At 62.3% G+C, this 18597-nt stretch carries 18 protein-coding genes; 13 read left to right on the top strand and 5 right to left on the bottom strand.

What is annotated here, in order from left to right; all coding sequences use genetic code 11:
- Positions 1-5 precede the first annotated feature (5 nt).
- Complete coding sequence (locus GGI60_RS11025; protein ID WP_183915639.1) at positions 6-980, bottom strand: mannonate dehydratase; 975 nt, start codon at positions 978-980, stop codon at positions 6-8.
- Positions 981-1045: 65 nt separating this feature from the next.
- On the bottom strand, positions 1046-1756 hold the full coding sequence (locus tag GGI60_RS11020) for a FadR/GntR family transcriptional regulator (protein ID WP_183915637.1): 711 nt from the start codon (positions 1754-1756) through the stop codon (positions 1046-1048).
- 131 nt (positions 1757-1887) lie between these two features.
- On the opposite strand from GGI60_RS11020, the gene GGI60_RS11015 reads away from it, so the two are divergent.
- Genes GGI60_RS11015 through GGI60_RS10995 form a run of 5 tightly spaced genes read left to right on the top strand, consistent with a single transcriptional unit; the run spans position 1888 to position 7003 of the window.
- Positions 1888-3483 (top strand): ABC transporter substrate-binding protein, encoded by a 1596-nt coding sequence (locus GGI60_RS11015; RefSeq protein ID WP_183915635.1) that lies wholly within the window; start codon positions 1888-1890, stop codon positions 3481-3483.
- A 20-nt stretch (positions 3484-3503) separates the two neighbouring features.
- Positions 3504-4532: an ABC transporter permease gene (locus tag GGI60_RS11010; protein ID WP_183915633.1), complete on the top strand. Its 1029-nt coding sequence runs from the start codon at positions 3504-3506 to the stop codon at positions 4530-4532.
- Complete coding sequence (locus GGI60_RS11005) at positions 4529-5431, top strand: ABC transporter permease (protein ID WP_183915631.1); 903 nt, start codon at positions 4529-4531, stop codon at positions 5429-5431. Before GGI60_RS11010 ends, GGI60_RS11005 begins: the two co-directional genes overlap by 4 nt.
- Entirely contained in the window at positions 5418-6263 is an 846-nt protein-coding gene (locus GGI60_RS11000; protein ID WP_183915629.1) for an ABC transporter ATP-binding protein, read from the top strand. The genes GGI60_RS11005 and GGI60_RS11000 overlap by 14 nt, the downstream gene beginning before the upstream one ends.
- Positions 6260-7003 (top strand): ABC transporter ATP-binding protein, encoded by a 744-nt coding sequence (locus GGI60_RS10995; RefSeq protein ID WP_183915628.1) that lies wholly within the window; start codon positions 6260-6262, stop codon positions 7001-7003. The genes GGI60_RS11000 and GGI60_RS10995 overlap by 4 nt, the downstream gene beginning before the upstream one ends.
- Here GGI60_RS10995 and GGI60_RS10990 read toward each other — a convergent pair.
- Positions 6990-7529 carry an NADPH-dependent FMN reductase gene (locus GGI60_RS10990; RefSeq protein WP_183915626.1) on the bottom strand — a complete coding sequence of 180 codons (540 nt, stop codon included), beginning with the start codon at positions 7527-7529 and terminating at the stop codon, positions 6990-6992. The two genes, GGI60_RS10995 and GGI60_RS10990, sit on opposite strands and share 14 nt — an antisense overlap.
- Positions 7526-8581 carry a LacI family DNA-binding transcriptional regulator gene (locus GGI60_RS10985; protein WP_183915624.1) on the bottom strand — a complete coding sequence of 352 codons (1056 nt, stop codon included), beginning with the start codon at positions 8579-8581 and terminating at the stop codon, positions 7526-7528. Before GGI60_RS10985 ends, GGI60_RS10990 begins: the two co-directional genes overlap by 4 nt.
- A 191-nt stretch (positions 8582-8772) precedes the next feature.
- Here GGI60_RS10985 and GGI60_RS10980 point away from each other — a divergent pair, with 191 nt between their 5' ends.
- From GGI60_RS10980 to GGI60_RS10960, 5 genes are all read left to right on the top strand, one after another.
- Entirely contained in the window at positions 8773-11295 is a 2523-nt protein-coding gene (locus GGI60_RS10980; protein ID WP_183915622.1) for a hypothetical protein, read from the top strand.
- 170 nt (positions 11296-11465) lie between these two features.
- Positions 11466-12725: an ABC transporter substrate-binding protein gene (locus tag GGI60_RS10975; RefSeq protein WP_183915620.1), complete on the top strand. Its 1260-nt coding sequence runs from the start codon at positions 11466-11468 to the stop codon at positions 12723-12725.
- A gap of 11 nt (positions 12726-12736) precedes the next feature.
- Complete coding sequence (locus GGI60_RS10970; protein WP_183915619.1) at positions 12737-13774, top strand: carbohydrate ABC transporter permease; 1038 nt, start codon at positions 12737-12739, stop codon at positions 13772-13774.
- Positions 13771-14820, top strand: coding sequence for a carbohydrate ABC transporter permease (locus GGI60_RS10965; RefSeq protein ID WP_183915617.1), 1050 nt, complete (start codon positions 13771-13773; stop codon positions 14818-14820). The genes GGI60_RS10970 and GGI60_RS10965 overlap by 4 nt, the downstream gene beginning before the upstream one ends.
- An 18-nt stretch (positions 14821-14838) precedes the next feature.
- Complete coding sequence (locus tag GGI60_RS10960) at positions 14839-15918, top strand: ABC transporter ATP-binding protein (protein ID WP_183915615.1); 1080 nt, start codon at positions 14839-14841, stop codon at positions 15916-15918.
- 61 nt (positions 15919-15979) lie between these two features.
- On the opposite strand, the gene GGI60_RS10955 is transcribed toward GGI60_RS10960, so the two are convergent.
- Positions 15980-16162, bottom strand: coding sequence for a hypothetical protein (locus GGI60_RS10955; RefSeq protein WP_183915613.1), 183 nt, complete (start codon positions 16160-16162; stop codon positions 15980-15982).
- 379 nt (positions 16163-16541) lie between these two features.
- Between GGI60_RS10955 and GGI60_RS10950 the strand changes: the two genes are divergently transcribed.
- The 3 genes from GGI60_RS10950 to GGI60_RS10940 all read left to right on the top strand — a co-directional run bounded on the left by GGI60_RS10950 (position 16542) and on the right by GGI60_RS10940 (position 18586).
- Positions 16542-16751: a hypothetical protein gene (locus GGI60_RS10950; RefSeq protein ID WP_064683680.1), complete on the top strand. Its 210-nt coding sequence runs from the start codon at positions 16542-16544 to the stop codon at positions 16749-16751.
- 8 nt (positions 16752-16759) lie between these two features.
- Complete coding sequence (locus GGI60_RS10945; protein ID WP_183915611.1) at positions 16760-17134, top strand: GFA family protein; 375 nt, start codon at positions 16760-16762, stop codon at positions 17132-17134.
- 159 nt (positions 17135-17293) lie between these two features.
- Complete coding sequence (locus GGI60_RS10940) at positions 17294-18586, top strand: efflux RND transporter periplasmic adaptor subunit (protein WP_183915610.1); 1293 nt, start codon at positions 17294-17296, stop codon at positions 18584-18586.
- Positions 18587-18597 lie beyond the last annotated feature (11 nt).

The raw sequence follows: 18597 nt of genomic DNA, 5'->3' as shown, positions 1-18597 counted from the left end.
CGGCGTCAGGCGCTCTCGAGCACTTGCAGAAGCGCTGCGATATAGCCGTAGCAGAAGGCGAATGCCGTGGCGGACGGATCCTTGCCGCTGACGGTCGGCACATGATCGGGCATCAGCATGTATTTGAAGCCGACTTCCTTATAGATCCGGGCAGAGCGGACCATGTCCATGTCGCCCTCGTCGGGGAAGGTCTCCATGAAGGACAGCTTGCCGCCGCGGATGTTGCGGAAGTGGACGTTGAAGATCTTGTTGCGCTCTCCGAACCAGCGAATGATGTCGTCGATCTCTTCGCGGGGATTTTCAAGCATTTCGCCGACCGAGCCCTGGCAGAAATTGAGGCCGTGATACGGGTTCTCGCGCATCTGCACGAACTTCTTCAGGCCTTCCACCGTGCCGAGCACACGCGTGACGCCGCGATAGCCGGGCGGTGTGTAGGGATCGTGCGGATGGCAGGCGAGGCGGACGCGGTTACTTTCGGCGACCGGCACGACGCGTTCGAGGAAATAGTCGATCCGCTCCCAGTTTTCGTCTTCGGAAAGCACGCCGGCAAGACCGGGTGCTGCCTGCTGATCGGTCTTCTCCCAGCGGAAGCTCGCATTCATCGAGCCGCCGCGCCCCGGCTCATCCGGCGTGCGCGGAATGCCGATCAGGTTGAGATTGTATTTCACCGCCGGAATGCCGGCCTTTGCGACATTCTCGATCATTGTGCAGACGGCATCGATCTGCCGGTCGCGCTCGGGGCCGGCAAGTAGGATATCGGGATAGGACGCCTTCTCGATCGGCTGCGAGGGCAGGGGCAGCTGGATCATGTCGAGGATCAGGCCGAAGCTTTCGACCTTGTCGCGGTGACGCTCGATGTCGGCAAGCGTCCAGCTGCTCGGCTTGCCCGGTGGGTCGGCGCTGATATGTTTGACGCCCAATTGCGCGAAAATGCGATAATCGTCGTCATCGCGCGCCGCCACCTGTGTTCCCAGATACATCGGAGACCCTCTTAAAGTTCATCAATGTCATATGACATAATATGAATTTCTGAGAGTGTCGAGCCCTATTGCTGTTCGGCGAGCATGCGGTAGCGACGCTGGCTGGCCATCAGATGGGCGCGCATCGCCTGACGGGCGCGCTCCGCGTCCTGATCGGCGATCGCCGACAGAATCTCGACATGTTCGGCATAGACCTTTTGCAGATATTCGCGGTCATTGGCTTCAGGCAGCGTCGGAAACTGGCCGCGCGGAATGGCGCGTGGGCCGAAATGGCGCAGGACGTCCACGTAAAACCGGTTGTTGGTGGCGGCGGCGACCGCCATGTGGAAGGCGTAGTCCGCTTCCACGGTCTGCTGTCCGGTCTCGATCATGCCCGCCATTTTCCGATTGGCCTCGCGAATCGCCGCTTCCTGCTCGGCGGTGCGGCGATAGGCGGCAATGGCTGCCGCCTCACCCTCGGTCGCCATGCGAAACTCCAGCAGTTCCAGGGTTTCCGGAATACTCTTGATCTCGACCGGCGTCAGCGACATGACGGAATTTACCTTCGGGTCCGCGACGAAGACGCCTTTGCCCTGGATCGGCCGGACGAAACCCGCCGCCCGCAAATCGGCGATGGCCTCGCGCACGACGGTGCGGCTGACGCCGAAGGTCGATTCGAGCTGGGGTTCGGTCGGCAACTGATCGCCGACGCGCAATTTCCCGGTTTCGATTTGCGCCCGCAGCTGATCAATGACCTGCTGCGCCAGTCTTTGCCGACCACGGCCGAGTGCTGTCATTCTTCGTTCCCTAGTTCCTTGGCTCACGTCTCCCGCTCGGCACTTGCAAATCGAATCCGACTTCGATAAATCATAATATGACATACGGGCGACATAATATGTCTCTTATAGTAATCCAGGGAGGAGTTGCAATGAAGCATTTTTCTAAGAGCCTGTTCGTCGGCGCCGTCTTCGGTGCTCTGACGATCGCTGCGCCGCTCTCGTACGCCGCCACGCCGAAGGACCAACTCGTGATCGGAACATCATTGGCGCAGGTCCTGTCGCTCGATCCGCATCAGGCGACCGAGGGCAAGGCGGTCGAAATCATGTCGAACCTCTACGACCGCCTGGTCAACAGCACGCCGGATGGCAAGATCGTGCCGCAGCTGGCCGAAAGCTGGAAGGTCGATGACAAGGGCATCACCTTTACGCTGCGTCAGGCCAATTTCGCCTCCGGCAATCCGGTGACATCAAAGGACGTGGTCTATTCGATCGGGCGGCTTCTGAAGCTCGACCAGGCTGCTGCGGCGAACCTCAAGCGCGTCGGCTATGACAAGGACAATGTCGACAAGCTCGTCACCGCAGTCGACGACAAGACGGTGCGAATTGATTTTTCCGGCCAGGTGACCGCCGAGATGTTGCTCTATCGGCTCGCGGCATCGACCACCAGCATTGTCGACAGCGTCGAAGTGCAGAAGCATGTCGCCGACAATGACTGGGGAAATGCCTGGATGCGCACGCACTCGGCCGGCTCCGGTCCGTTCACCCTGAACCGCTGGTCTCCGAACGAGCTCGTGATCCTCGACGCCAACAAGGATTATGTGACCGGCGCTCCAAAGATGAAGCGCGTCATCGTCCGCCATGTTCCGGAAAGCCAGGTCGAGCGGCTGATGCTCGATCGCGGTGACATCGATATCGCCAGCGCCCTGACTGCCGCCGATCTCGCCACCTTCAAAGACAAGCAGGGTTTTACCATCCAGCGTATCCCGACGGGCGGCTTTTACGTGCTGTCGATGAATGCCGGCAACCAGTACCTGTCCAACCCGAAGGTGCGTGAGGCCATTGCCTATGGCATCGACTACAAGGGCATCGAGAAGACGATCATGGGACCCTACGGGCGGGCGAGAAACGTTCCGGTTCCGGAGAATTTCGAATCTGCGATCCCGAATCCCGACTGGCATCTCGACGTCGAAAAGTCCAAGCAGCTGTTGGCCGAAGCGGGGTTCAAGGAGGGCTTCTCGCTGACGCTGAAGACGATCGCGCAGACGCCGCGCATCGATCTTGCCACGGCCATCCAGGCGTCGCTCGCCCAGGTCGGCATCAAGGTCGATATCCAACAGGGCAACGGCTCGGAAATCATCGCCGCCCATCGCGCCCGGGATTTCGATCTGCTGATCCCGCAGACCAGCGCCTACATGCCGAACGTGCTCGGCTCGATGGAGCAGTTCTCCTCCAATCCCGACAACTCGAAGGAAGCCAATAACGCCGGCAACTTCGTCTGGCGCTCGGCCTGGGACATTCCCGAACTCACGGCGCTGACGGCGAAGGCGTCGATGGAGCCGGACGCCAAGAAGCGCGGCGAGCTCTATGTCGAGATGCAGAAGATGTTCGTCGAGCAGAAGCCGGCGGTGCTGCCGATGTTCGAGCGGTTCGAGCCGATCGTCCTGTCGAGCAAGGTTGAAGGATATATCGGTCATCCGACCCAGCTGACGCGGCTTGAGAGCGTCACGAAGTCTGAAGACCAGTAATACTCCCGAGGCAGCCGATCATGAAGGAACTCTCTGTAGCCGAATTTGGCCGACGCCTGGCGCATCTGCTTGTCAGCCTGTTCATCCTCCTCTGTGTGACCTTCGTGATCGGCCGCGTCCTGCCCACGGATCCCGTCGGCGCCATCGTCGGCGAGCTTGCCGATCCCGCCGCCTATGCGGCGATGCGGACGCGTCTGGGGCTCGATCTGCCGATTTATCAGCAGTTCTTCCTCTACCTGAACGGTCTGGCACATGGTGATTTCGGCACGGCCGTGCTCACCGGCAATCCCGTCTCTTCGGACCTCGCTCAGGCCTTTCCGGCAACGTTCGAACTTGCGACGCTGGCGGTGATCATTTCGACTTTTGTCGGCGTTCCGCTCGGCCTGGTCGCGGCATTGTTTCGCGACAGCCTGATCGACAAGGTCGCCCGCGTCGTCGCCCTCGTTGGTCACTCGATCCCGGTCTTCTGGTTCGGCATCGTCGGGCTCGTGATCTTTTACGCCGGCCTGAATTGGGTCGGCGGGCCGGGCAGGGTCGATGTGTTTTACGAAGGTCTCGTCACCCCGCAGACCGGGCTGTTGCTGGTCGATAGTCTCCTGCAGGGCGAGACGGAGATCTTCTGGAATGCGCTCGGCCATATCATCCTTCCGGCCATTATCCTCGCCTATGCCGCGATGGCCTACATCACCCGCATGACCCGCAGCTTCACGCTGGAGCAGTTGAGCCAGGATTACGTCATTGCGGCACGCGCCAAGGGTGTGAGCCCCTTCGGCACGATCTGGCGCCATGTCCTGCCGAACATAGCCGTGCAGCTGATCACCATCCTGGCCATTTCCTATGGCGGATTGCTCGAAGGCGCCGTCGTGACCGAGATCGTCTTTTCCTGGCCGGGCATCGGCCAATACATGACGAATGCGCTAATGATCGGCGACATGAACGCCATCGTGGCCGGCACTATCATTGTGGGATTCATTTTCATGCTGTTGAACTTCCTCGCCGACATCGCCTACGCGACATTTGATCCGCGCATGCGGGAGACGGCCCGATGAGCGATGTTATCCGCAGCGACATCCGGGTTCGCCCTCCGAGCGTGCCAAGCCGCATGGCGGCGTCGTTTGCGCGGGCCGGCCGCAAACTGGCTGCCGAGCCGCTTGGCCTTGCCGGTTTTGTCATCCTCGGTCTGCTTTGCCTGATCGCGATCTTCGCGCCGCTGCTGGCGCCTTACGATCCGGTCATCCAATCGCTCGGGGACGCCCTGCAGCCCCCGAGCCTGGCGCATCCGGCCGGCACGGACGAGTTCGGTCGCGATATTCTGAGCCGCCTCATCTTCGGCACGCGCATCACCATCCAGACCGTGCTATCGATTTCGCTGATCGTCGGGCCGATCGGTCTTTTGATCGGGGTAGTCGCGGGCTTCTTCGGCGGACGCATCGATGCGCTGCTGATGCGCGCCACCGATATCGTTCTTTCTTTCCCGTCGCTGATCCTGGCGCTTGCTTTTGCTGCGGCGCTCGGCGCCGGCTTGACCACCGCGATCATCGCGATCTCACTCACCGCCTGGCCACCGATCGCCCGGCTGGCGCGTGCCGAGGCTCTGGTCGTCAGAAACGCCGACTATGTTGTGGCCGCCCGTCTCTACGGCGCCTCGCCGATCCGCATTCTTCTCGTTTATATCGCCCCCATGTGCATTCCCTCGGTGATCGTACGCCTGACCCTCAACATGGCCGGCATCATTCTGACGGCGGCTTCGCTCGGATTTCTCGGGCTTGGCGCCCAGCCGCCTGCGCCGGAATGGGGCGCGATGATCTCCAACGGCCGCAAGTTCATGCTCGACTATTGGTGGGTCGCGGTCATGCCCGGTATCGCCATCCTGCTGACGAGCCTTGCCTTCAACATCGCCGGAGATGCTCTGCGCGACATTCTGGATCCCCGCCATGCAAGATCGTGATCTCCAGCCCGTTCTTTCCGTCAAGGCGCTGAATGTCCGGTTCGGCCGAGGCGCCGTGCCCGCCGTCTCCAACGTCAGCTTCGATGTCGGCCGCGAACGTGTCGGGATCGTCGGAGAATCCGGTTCTGGCAAATCGACGACGGGGCGGGCGATCATGCGCCTTTTGCCGCCGGCGGCGATCGTTTCTGCCGAGCGCATGGATCTCGCCGGCAGTCCGCTTTTGGCAAAGAGCGAGCGCCAGATGGGCGCACTGCGCGGCAAGGACATTGCACTGATCATGCAGGACCCTCGCTATTCGCTGAATCCGGTGCTGTCGATCGGCAAGCAGATCGCCGAGGCTGCCCGCCTTCATCTCGGCCTGCGCGGCAGCCAGGCGCAGGATGCTGCCCGCGCCATGCTGGAGCGCGTGCGCATCAGCGATCCTGACCGGGTCATGGCGCTCTATCCCCACCAGATATCCGGCGGCATGGGGCAGCGTGTGATGATCGCCATGATGCTCTTGGCGCGGCCGAAGCTAGTCATCGCTGACGAACCGACCTCGGCGCTCGATGTCAGCGTGCGGAAGGACGTGCTGCTGCTGCTCGACGAACTGGTGCGGGAAAACAATTCGGGCCTGCTTCTGATCAGCCACGACATCCGCATGGTCGCGGCCTTCTGCGAACGCATCATCGTCATGTATGCCGGCCGGATCGTCGAAACCCTGACCCGTCTCGAAGAGGCCCGCCATCCCTATACCCGCGGCCTGATAGCGGCGCTGCCCGACCCGAAGAGCCCGGTGCGCCGGCTCGCGGTTCTCGACCGGGCGAAACTCGATCTGGAGGCGGTGCAATGATCAATGTGCGTGACCTCGATGTCGTCTTCGGATCGGGTAAATCGACCAACCATGTCGTCAGGAGCATCAGTTTTCAGGTCAAGCCCGGCGAGACGCTCGGCATCGTCGGCGAATCCGGCTGCGGCAAATCGACGGTGCTGCGCTGCCTTGCCGGCATGGAGGCCGGCTGGACCGGCCAGATCGAGCTCGGCGGAAAGCCGATCGGCAAGAAACGCTCCCGCGAGGAACTGACGCTTGCCCAGATGGTCTTTCAGGATCCTTATGGATCCCTGCATCCCCGCCATCGCATCGGCACCGCGCTCGCCGAGCCGCTACGCGCCATGCGCCATTCCGAGATCTGGTCGAAGGTCGAAAACGCATTGATCCAGGTGGGCCTGCCGGCAAGCTTCGCCAATCGGTTTCCGCACGAGCTTTCCGGCGGACAAAGGCAGCGTGTGGCGATCGCCCGGGCGCTGATCCTGTCGCCGCCCATCCTGCTTCTCGACGAGCCGACATCGGCGCTCGACGTCTCTGTCCAGGCCGAAATCCTCAACCTGCTCGCCGATCAGCGCGAGGAGAAGGGGCTGACCTATCTGCTCGTCAGCCACGATCTCGCGGTCATCGCCCATATGTGCGACCGGGTGCTGATCATGAAGAATGGCGGCTTCGTCGACGAACTCACCAGGGCGGATCTGCAGGCGGGCACCACGCATGATGCCTATGCGCGCGAGTTGTTCGAGGCGAGCTTCATGGAAGCCTGACGGCTGGCGCGCAGTAATTTGCGAAATCGTCGAGGAAACGGCGCATTTCCTCCTGATGCCGAGGGGCGGAAAGATGTGCGGCAACCTCATCAGGGGAAAGCTTCATCAGAGGAAGCCGCAGGAAAAGGTCCTCGTTGAAACGATCGCTCAGCGTGGCGAGAATGATGCGAAGCTGGTGGAGCATGTCGTTGCCGCGATGCGACGCATGTGCAAGCACGATCGGTTTGCCGATCACCTCGTTGCGGGAGACGAGCCAGTCGATGGCGTTCTTCAGCCCGCCTGGAATCGATCGGATATATTCGGGGCTCGCCAGGATCAGCCCATCCGCGTCGACGATCGCCCTTGCAAGAGCTTCCACTTCGAGCGGAGGATCCTGCTCGAGGTCGGGCGAAAAGACCGGAAGCTCTCCCACGCGATCATAGACTGAAATCTGATGCATCGAGCCGGCAACCGACTGCAGAGCATAAAGCATAGCGGTGTTGGTGGAAGCCCGGCGGGCGCTTCCTGAAATGGCCAGGAATTTCATGATTGCGGCGCAACCTCCTGCGGATGGCTGACGGTTGCGACGCTGCCCCTTTCGACGAGATGGCAGGCGAGCTCGACGCGCCGGCGCGGGGCGGCAAGCCCGAGCATCATGTCGCGCAACAGATCGAGCGCGGTGGCGCCGAGTTCGCGCATCGGAATGTGCACAGTCGACAGCGGCGGATTGAGAAAGGCCGATTGCGGTAGGTCGTCGATGCCCATGACCGAGACGTCTTGCGGCACGGCATATCCCATCGCCTGCAATCCGTGCACGGCGCCATTTGCAAGGCTGTCGCCCGCCGTCAGGATTGCGGTGAAGGACAGGCCCTTGTCACGCACGAGGCGGGTAACTGCCTCGGCGCCCAATTCCGGCAGCCAGTCGTCGACCTCGAGTACCAGCTCGGCGTCGGCTTGTAGCCCGTGATGCAACAGAGCGTCGCGCCAGCCCTCCAGGCGCCGCTCGATCGTCCGCCGTCCCGGCCGCAGCATGAACAGGATGCGTTCGTGGCCGGCCTTGATCAGCCGCTCGGCGGCAATGAAGGCCGCCGAGCGGTTGCAGGGCGTCACGCTCGAAAGCCGCATATAGGGATCGTCGGTATTGACGAGCACGACCGGTTTTCCCAAGCCGGCGGCCGCCGCCAGCATATCCTCCTCATCGACGGTCAGGATCAGCATGCCGCCGAAGCTCGCATCGTCGCGCATCTCGGCGATGACGCGGGCTTCGTCCGTCTTGTCGGCAACGGGGCGCATCGCCATCTCGATGCCGAGCGCGGCGGCACGCGCATTCAGGCCTTCGAGCACGTAGAGGGTGAATTGGTTGCGGACGTAGTCGATCATCGCCGCGCCGGAGGCGACGAGCATGACCTTCTTGCCGGCAACACTGGCCGGCAGGGCATAGCTAACGGCGCTGGCCGTCTCCAGCACCAGCTTCCGGATCTCGGGCCTGACGCCTTTTTCGCCGGCGAGCGCCCGCGACACCGTGCTGATCGACACGCCGCATCTTGCGGCGATGTCGTCGAGGCGCGTGCGCCTGCCTTTCTTCTGATCCGGGGCCATGTCGTTTTCCTCACTCCCGCTCTTTTTATGCAAAAATCTTTCACGTTGCGCAAATGCAATGCCTATGCACAATTGCCCCCGAGGAGTCCGCGACAAGCGGCAGAGCAGGGAGGCTTTGAAGATGGGGCTTGACCGCCATCCATGCGTCGGCGTTTTCTCGAAAATCCCAAGGCAGCCGGACCAGGTTTCAGATGGCCGCTGAGCAGCTCTCCCATCTCCGCCGCGAAACCGCCAAGAATAGCCCGATCGTCTATTGGCAGCTCGGCCCTCTCTCGCAGGCGCGCTACGACGTCGCCGACCGGCCGATGGAAGGCAGCATGGATCCGTTTTTCTTCGTCACCAAGACGAAGAACTTCATCCCGCATGAATATCCCTGCCGCACCGAATTCAAGACATCCTTCTCCGGCCAAAGGCCGCAACCGGTTGGCGAATTCGAGGCCATCCGCTGGTGGCTTCCCTTTGCCTCGCCGCGTGTCGATCTCTCCGGATTCTGGTTCCGCCCGACACGCATCGGGTGCTGGGCGCGCACCTTCCTTGATGCCGGCACGGCCGGGTCAGCCAGGCTCCGCCTGTCGACCTGCGGCGGCGCCATCCTCTTCGTCAACGGCCGCGAGCAGGGCTTCATGGCGCCCTACGAGCGCAATCTGGAAGCCCAGCAGATCTTCGAGGTTGAGCTCGCCGCCGGCCCCAATGAGATCCGAATCTATTTCGACGATCTCGCCGAGCGCGACGCCCGCTTCTATTTCCAGCTGGATTATCTCGACGGCCCGGCAGTCGAAACATCACTTCCCGTTCCAATCGCCGCCGATGAGGCGGACGGGCTGGAGGCGATCCTCGAAGGCATGCGGTTCGACCGCACCGCCTATCTCGGCGAGGACGTGACGATCCTGTTTCCCGCGCCGCTGCCGCTGGCGCTGGGCTGCCATGTCGAGATCGAAGGAGACTTCATGTCGACCGAGCGCTTCGACTATGATTTCACGCTGGAAAAAGGCGCGACCAAGCTGGCGCTCGGAAGCTCGGCTGATATGCCAGCCGATTTCCGCCATTTCCGCATCACCTTCCAAACCGGTACGCTGTCCGCCGCCCGCACCCTCGGTGTCGAGATCTGTCATCCCGCGCGTCAAGGGCCGGCGCCGGCTGCGCTGGAAGATCGCATCGCCGAGGCGCTTGCCGAGGTCGCCGCCCATTCCGAGCCCGATACGGTCTGCGCTTTCGCCCGTCTGGCGCTGGGGCAGGGCGGCGAGGAGACCGAGGCGATGATCTCGGCCATGCTGCCCGTCATCGAGGACTGCCACGACTGCGCCGATTTCGTGCTGGTGCCGCTGCTGTTTGCCTATACACGCTGGAGCGATCTTCTGTCACCGGAACTGCGCGATAGGATCGAGCACGCCGTTCTCAATTACCGCTATTGGATGGACGAGCCGGGCAACGACGTTCAGTGGTATTTTTCCGAAAACCATGCGCTGCTCTTCCACACCGCCGCCTATCTCGGCGGTCAGCTTTTCCCCGATGCCGTCTTCGTTCGCTCCGGCCGCACCGGCGCCGAGCAGATGAAGGTCGGCGAAGAGCGGGTTCGTGCCTGGCTCGATCATTTCGAGCGCTGGGAAATGGCCGAATGGAATTCCGTTCCTTATTTCCCGATCGACCTCAAGGGCCTGACGGCGCTCGCCGCCTGCGCGCCTGACGAGACGATCCGCGCCCGCGCCAATGCCAGCATCGTCCGCCTGATGGAGATCGTCGCCCGCTCGGCCCATCATGGCATGCTGACCGGCAGCCAGGGCCGCTCCTACGAACATACGCTTCGCCCCGGCCGCTCGGTCGAACTATCAGGCATCGCCCGACTGCTCTGGGGCCGCGGCTGGTACGGCCGGCGCGTCCACGCGCTGCCGCAGCTTGCCGTCTGCATCCGCGATCACGGCCTGCGTTTTCCAGAGGCGCTGGCCGAAATCGCCTCCCACCGGTCTGATGAGGCGCAGGAATGGACCTTCTCGCAGGGCGAAAACCGGTTCGCTGCCCTCTATCATTACAAGACGCGCGACACCGCGCTCGGCACCATCGCCCATTATCGCCCCGGCGCCTGGGGCTATCAGGAGACGGTGCTTCACCTGCGCCTGAGCGACCGGCCGGAAGCGCAGATCTGGATCAACCATCCCGGCGAAACCATCCAGTTCGGTTACGGCCGACCGAGCTACTGGGGCGGTTGCGGAACGCTGCCGCGCGTGCATCAGTATCGCGATCTGGCGATGCTCGATTTCTCCATCCATCAGGGTCAGCCGGAATTCACCCATGCCTGGTTCCCGCTTGAAGCTTTCGACGAGACGGCGCTTGACGGCAATGTGGCGCTCGCCCGCTCTGGTGGCGGCCTCGCAATGCTGATCGGCAACGGGCCGCTGGAGCCGGTGAAGCACGGCCCGACCACGGACATGGAACTGCGCCTGGCCGGCCGCAGCGGCCGCTGGATCGTCCGTCTCTCCGATCTCGGTCGCGAAAGCGGTCTCGACGGCATGCGGGCTCGTTTCGCCGCGCACTCGGTCCGGCGCGACGGCGAGGGTGCCTTGGTCTTCGTCGATCCGGATTATGGCGAGGTCATCTTCGAGGAGGACGGCACGGTGCGCGCCGAAGGCCGCATTCTTCGGCCCTCGGACTGGTCGGTGCGGGGAGACGCGGTACATCTCACGATACCGGGCAGGCAGCTTCGGCGGGCGGCCTCGTAGAAGACGCGCCCGGCAGGTGGAGGACCCGGCCGGACCTGCTGCATAATTCCTTAAAATCGGAATCGATTTAATGATAAAATTATGCAGCAATTCAGAGTGTTACAGCGTCCTTTGCGCGTCTGAAAAGAGGCGCGGCGCTGTAGGAATTCATCGGTCAGGAGGAGGAGAAAATGACCAGAATGAAATCGATCGGCGCGGCTTTGGCTGCCATTCTCTTGAGCTCGGTCGCCGCCCACGCCGGCGATGTGCGCATCATGTGGTATTCCGACGGCGGCGAAGGCGCTGTCATCAAGGATCTGCTGGCGCGCTTCTCCAAGGCCAATCCCGATGTCAACGTCATCCTCGACGAGGTCTCTTATGACGTCGTCAAGGAGCAGCTGCCGGTACAGCTCGAAGCCGGCAAAGGGCCGGATATCGCCCGCGTCACCAATCTGAAGGCGCAGGCGCAGCACTGGCTCGATCTTCGCCCGCTCCTTGCCGATGCGAAATATTGGGACGACAATTTCGGCGCCCAGGCTGATTGGATGCGCCCAGACGGCTCGAACGCCATCACCGGCTTCATGACCCAGCTGACGCTGACCGGCGGCTTCGTCAACAAGACGCTGTTCGAACAGGCCGGCGTCGAAATTCCCGGCCCGAAAGCGACCTGGGATGACTGGGCGGCCGCCGCCAAGAAGGTCGCCGACAGTCAGAAGGTGTTCGCCATGGCGATCGACCGCTCCGGCCACCGCGTCTCCGGCCCGAACATTTCCTACGGCGCCAACTACATCGCTGCCGACGGAAAGCCGGCGCCGATCGATCAGGGATCCAAGGAATTCCTCAGCCGCTTCGTCAAGTGGAACGAGGAGGGCATCGTCAACAAGGATGTCTGGGTCAGCGCCGCCGGCACCACCTATCGTGCCGCGGCTGAGGACTTCATCAATGGCGGCCTTGCCTATTATTACTCGGGAAGCTGGCAGCTCTCCGGATTCGCCCAGAAGATCGGCGACAGCTTCGATTGGGTGATGGCTGGAAGCCCCTGCGGCACGGTCGCCTGCACCGGTATGCAGGGTGGCGCTGGCCTCGTCGCGGTCAAATACACCAAGAACCCGAAAGACGTCGCCAAGGTCATGGATTATCTGGCGGGCGCCGATGTCCAGAAGGAGTTTGCTGAGCGCAGCCTGTTCATTCCGGCGCATAAAGGTGTCGCTGCCGGCCAGATGGACTTCAAGACCGACAACCCGCATGTAAAGGCGGCGCTGAAAGCCTTTGTCGAATCGGCGGCGCAGACGGCCGCGCCCGCCATGAAGCTGCCCGGCTGGAAATGGTCGGACGCCTATTACAGCGCGATCGTTGCCCGCATCAGCCAGGTGATCGCCGGCGAGATGAAGCTCGACGACGCCTATGCCCGCATCGACGAGGACATCAAGGCCAAGGTCGCCGGCAACTGACGGAAGAGCGGATGGCGGAGAAGACGGTTTCTTCCGAACCGCCGGCGAAAGCCGGTCTGCGGCAGGCGCTCCTTACGCCTGTCAGGCTTGCCATGGGGATCGTCGACATCCCTATGCGCGCCTGGCAGAAGCTGACGGGGCTGAACGGCATGGCGGGCGTCTTCCTGGCGCCCAACATGCTGATCTTTTCCATCTTCGTGCTCCTCCCGCTGGTCATCAACTTCATCTATTCGACGACCAGTGGCGGCGCCATCTTCCTTCCGAACAGGACTTATGTCGGCTCCGAGCAGTATCGCATCCTCTTCGATTGCCGCTCTTATCTCGACCCCTCGACGTGCGCTGCCGACACCTTTTGGGCTGCCGTGCGCAACACCGCGGTCTTCGTCGTCTTCCAGGTGTCGGCGATGCTGGTCGCGGCTCTCGCAACGGCACTGATACTCAACCGCGAACTTTCCAATCGTGGCTTCTGGCGGGCCGTCTTCTTCTTTCCGGTGCTGCTGTCGCCCGTTGTCGTCGGCCTGATCTGGAAGTGGATCCTTCAGCGCGAGGGCCTGTTGAACTATGCGCTGAGCCCTTTCGGCTTCGAACCCTTCTCCTGGCTCAGCGATCGTTTCTGGGCCTTCTTCTTCGCCGTCTTTGTTTCGGTCTGGGCCCATATGGGCTTTTACGCACTGATCCTTCTCGCTGGCCTGCAGGCGATCCCAAGGGATCTCTACGAAGCGGCGGCGATGGACAAGGCGAGCCCCACCCGCATCTTCCGGCGCATCACCCTGCCGCTGCTGATGCCGAACCTCATCGTCGTCCTCGTCCTGGCGCTGATCCGCGCGGTACAGATCTTCGACGAGGTTTTCGTGCTCACCGGCGGCGGCCCCGGCACTAGCACCATGTATATCACCCAGTTTATCTACGAGACCGGCTTTGCCAGTTCGCTGCGCAATCCGGGATTGGCATCGGCCGCCTCGATTCTGATGGGCATAGTGCTCGTCATCCTGACGCTGGTCCAGCTCGCCGCAAGCAGCCGCAACGAGAAGAAGGGCAAAAGTCTATGAGTGCCGTCGCCACCTTCCTGCTTCGCCGCCGCGGCCGCGGCTGGCACTGGACCGACGTCGTCACCTGGATCTGGCTGATTTCGGGCGTCATCTTGATGTTCGGCCCGGCCGTCTGGCTGGTTTTCTCCTCCTTCAAGACGCCGGCCGCCCTTGCCGAGTTCCCGCCGTCCTTCCTGCCCTATGTCACCGAGCAGGCCGTGTTGCCGGGTTACGACAAGCCTTTGCCGCTCTACAAGGTGACGATGCCGGATGGCAGCACCCATGTGCTCGCCGAAGTCCGCCGCATCGGCATCATGGGCCAGATGGTCGATCCGAAACAGCCCGGCGAAATCGTCAAGGTTAACATCAAGGACCGCACGCCGGTGCGTGAGGTCGAATTCGCGACCAACAACTACACCGAGCCTTTCCAGCGCTTCGACTTCTTCCTGTTCCTGCGCAACTCCGTCTTCGTGACCGTGGTGGCGACGGCCATCACCTTATTGGTCAATTCCATGGCAGCCTTCGCGCTGTCGAAATACCAGTTCCCCGGCCGCACTGCCGTGATGCTGATGATCCTTGCGACGCTGATGGTTCCGCTATCGGTCATCGTCGTGCCGCTCTATTCCGTCATCGGGACGCTGAACCTCTTCGATAGCCTCTGGGGCGTCATCCTGCCGACCGTCGCCACGCCGACGGGTGTGTTCCTGCTGCGGCAATATATGCTGACCATCCCCGACGAGCTGATCGACGCCGCGCGCATGGACAAGGCCAGTGAATGGCAGATCTACTGGCGCATTATCCTGCCGCTGTCGGCCCCGGCGCTGGCGGTGCTGGCGATCTTCTCGGTCGTCTGGCGCTGGAACGATTTCCTCTGGCCGTTGATCGTGCTGTCGCGCAAGGAACTCTACACGCTGCAGGTCGGGCTCAACGTCTATGCCGGCGAGCTCAATGTGCAGTGGCATTATATTCTTGCCATGACCGTTGTCTCGATGATCCCTGTCGTGCTGATCTTCGTCTTCCTGCAGCGCTTCATCACCACTGGTATCGCCGGCTCCGGACTGAAATAATATGACAGGGGAGAGTGCATGAGCGAGCTCGAGCTCAGGAACATCGTCAAGAATTTCGGCGCCGTCGAGGTCATCCGCGATGTCTCGCTTTCGGTCAACGACGGCGAATTCATCGCCTTCGTCGGCCCGTCCGGCTGCGGGAAATCGACGCTCTTGCGCCTGATCGCCGGCCTCGACAAGCCCACAGGCGGCAGCATCGCCATCGACGGCAAGGATGTCACCGAGATCGGCGCCGCCGACCGCGGCCTTGCCATGGTCTTCCAGTCCTATGCGCTCTATCCGCATATGAGCGTCAGGGAAAACCTGGCCTTCGGCCTCGAAAATACCAAGGTGCCCAAGGCCGAGATCGAAGCCCGCATCGCTGACGCTGCCCGCATGCTGGAGATAGTGCCCTTCCTGCAGCGCCGCCCGGGCCAGCTCTCCGGCGGCCAGCGCCAGCGTGTCGCGATCGGCCGCGCCATCGTCCGCCGCCCGGATGCCTTCCTGCTCGACGAACCGCTGTCGAACCTCGATGCCGAACTGCGTGTCACGATGCGCGCCGAGCTCGCGGCCCTTCATGCCCGGCTGCAGGCGACGATGATCTACGTCACCCACGATCAGGTCGAGGCGATGACCCTTGCCGACCGCATCGTTGTGCTGAGAAGCGGCCGGATTGAACAGATCGGAACGCCGCTGGAACTCTATAACAAGCCGGCCAACCGCTTCGTCGCCGGCTTCATCGGCGCACCGCACATGAATTTCCTGGAAGGCTCAATCATGGGCCACGAGAACGGTTTTGCCGAGGTAGAAACCGTCGGCGGCCATCGCCTTTCGGTCACTGCCCGGGAGACGCGCCCGGCGGGCGAGAGAATCAGCATCGGCATCCGGCCGCAGCACATCACCCTGGCCGATGGAGCCGCCGCAGGCCGGCTGGACACAAGGGTCGTCCTTGTCGAGGAACTGGGGTCCGAAACTGTCGTCCACACCGAGGCATCAGGCAAGAAACTGATCGCGGTCTTCGCCGGCCAGCAGCAGATGAAATCCGGCGACAGCCTGCCACTCCATCTCGATCCCGCCGTGCTGCACCTCTTCGGCGAAGATGGCCGGCGCTTGTCCTGAGAGCCGAAAAGGCCCGCACCGGAATGGAGGCGCGGGCCAGAATTTTCACATCACGACGGCTTTAGTGGCTGTTCTTGTGGCTTTGTTGACCAGCCTTTACATGCTGCTCATGGCTGCCGCCGCGGGTTCCGCTGGACTGCGCGTCGCGGCCGCCTGAAGAGGTGCTGCGGGTATCGGAGTCGTTCTTGTGACTCTGCTGCCCAGCCTTGACGTGCTGTTCGTGCGTTCCACCTTGGTTTGCCATATGGTTTCTCCTTGGTTTTATCAACTGAGGCCACGTCGACCTCGGGTGAACAACCACGCTCCGGCACGTGCGTTCCGCATTTTAACATTTCGTGATCTCATGCCGAACGAGAGAGGAGGAAGCGGACCGGGCGGGTAGGGAGCTCGCCTGCCGTTTCGTTGGCCACCGGGAGAAAGCGGAAAAATCCCGATGTTCTCCAGCACCGCTGCGTCCGCTTGGCGCGGCCCGCAACCTCGCTTCGAAAACCGGGTATCGGCGAAAAGGTTCCAGGAAAATCAGCCGCATCCATCCCGCTTCACGGTCCACAAGCGTCCGCTCGACTCTTTCCTATTCGATCTGCCGCTCTAACTTAAAAGGCACCAGATAAAAGGAGGAAACCATGACCGACGCACCGAAAATGGCGACCCCGGCGCGAAGAGTTCTGCGTGGCCGCCCCTACAGCTTCAGCGAATTCGCCAGGAAATACCGGTTGGACGACAAGGAGGCCAAGCGTCTCTATGAGAAGTTTGGGCCCTCCGCCACCGAACTCGATCTGCTGATGGCGGCAAAGCGCCGTCCTCCGGGGCTGCCCACCAGTCTCGATTCTTGACGGCCGCGATGCGAAGGCGAACCGGAAGCTGCCTTTGCGGGGCGGTCGCCTACAGGGTAGAAGGCGAGCCGCTCCGCGTGGGCCTCTGCCATTGCACCGATTGCCGCAAATCGAGCGGTTCCGCCTTCGTTTTATTCGCGGTCTGGCCGCGACAGGACTTTTCCCACACCGGCGAAATCGCCACCTTCGCCGGTCGCAGCTTTTGCCCTGTCTGCGGCGGCAGGCTCTTCTGCCTGCAGGAGAAGACGGTGGAAATCCGGCTCGGCTCGCTCGACAGTCCTCCCACCGACCTCGAACCTACCGAAGAACTCTGGATCAAGCGGCGCGAAGCTTGGCTGCGTGAGTTGCCGGGCGCGGGGCAATATGCCGAGGATGCGGGCTGAGAGCGCTTGCCGCGCTAAAACCTGACTATTCTTACCAATATTTCATTTCGCCCGTCCGCAATTCCGTGCCAGTTCGGCGGCAACGCTAATTCCCGGTTCATCTGCGGTGTGATTAGTTCATTGCAGGGCCGAGGCGGCCACTGACTGATCGAGGATGACATGAATAAAATCGTGAGCGGCAACGAAACCGGAGCAAAGGCGGGCCCGACGCCCGACCTCGCAGCGGTTCTTGCCGCATCGGGAAAGCGGGACAGGCGTAGCCGCTGGCGCGGACGCCTGCTCATCCTGTTGATCCTCGCCGCTGCCGCCGCGGCTGCCGCTTATGTCTATGCCGGCAGCGGGCAAAGCGAAGTGAGCTACACAACTCAGCCGGCAAAACGCGGCGACCTGACGGTGCTTGTCACCGCCACCGGCTCGGTGCAGCCGACCGAGCAGGTGGATATATCGAGCGAACTTTCCGGCACCGTCCGCGACGTCAACGTCGATTACAACAGCACGATCAAGGCGGGCGATGTGTTGGCGCAGCTCGACACCAACAAGCTCGAGGCGGATGTGAAGAGTTCGCGCGCCAAGGTCAATTCGGCCAGGGCGAATGTCGCCAAGGCCAACGCCGATCTCGAATCGGCAAGCACCTCGCTCGAGCGGTTGAAGAGTCTGGTGAGGAGCAATGTCTCCACCCAGCAGAGCCTCGACGATGCCACCTACAAATATGATTCCGCTGTCGCCGCCAAACAGATCAACGAAGCCGAGGTGCTCGCCTCGGAAGCCGACCTGCAGCTTGCCGAGGTCAATCTCGCCAAGGCTAAGATCATCTCGCCGATCGATGGTGTCATCCTCACTCGCTCGGTCAATCCCGGCGCCACCGTCGCAGCCTCACTTTCGGCGCCGATCCTCTTCACCATCGCCGGCGATTTGAAGAAGATGGAGCTGCAGGTCGATGTCGACGAGGCCGATGTCGGCAAGATCGCCGTCGGCCAGAAGGCGAAATTTACGGTCGACGCCTATCCCGACCGGTCCTTCCCCGCGGAGATCGAACAGATCCGCTTCGCGTCCGAAGTGGTCAACAACGTCGTGACCTACAAGGCGGTCCTCTCCGTCGACAATGCCGATCTTCTGCTGCGCCCCGGCATGACGGCGACCGCCGATATCACCGTCGAGGCCGTCAAGGATACGCTGATGGTGCCCAATGCGGCGCTCCGTTATGCCCCGCCGCAGGTCGAACGACGTGGTCGCGGCATTATGGGAATCTTCGGCCCGCCACGCCGGCGCGGCGGCAATGCAGCACAGGCGCTGACGGGCGCGGAGCGCCGTGTATGGGTGCTGCGCGACGGCCGCCCCACGCCTGTCGTCATCCAGGTCGGGTCGTCCGACGGGCAGTTCACCCAGGTCGTTTCCGGCGAACTCAAGGAAAACGACGCGCTGGTGACCGACGCTGCGGTACGCGCGAACTAGGCGGAGAGATG

The sequence above is a fragment of the Rhizobium lentis genome, assembly GCF_014200175.1.
GTDB lineage: Bacteria > Pseudomonadota > Alphaproteobacteria > Rhizobiales > Rhizobiaceae > Rhizobium > Rhizobium mulingense.
Note: the sequence above shows the minus strand (reverse complement) of the source record. Positions and strands in the feature narration are given on the sequence as shown.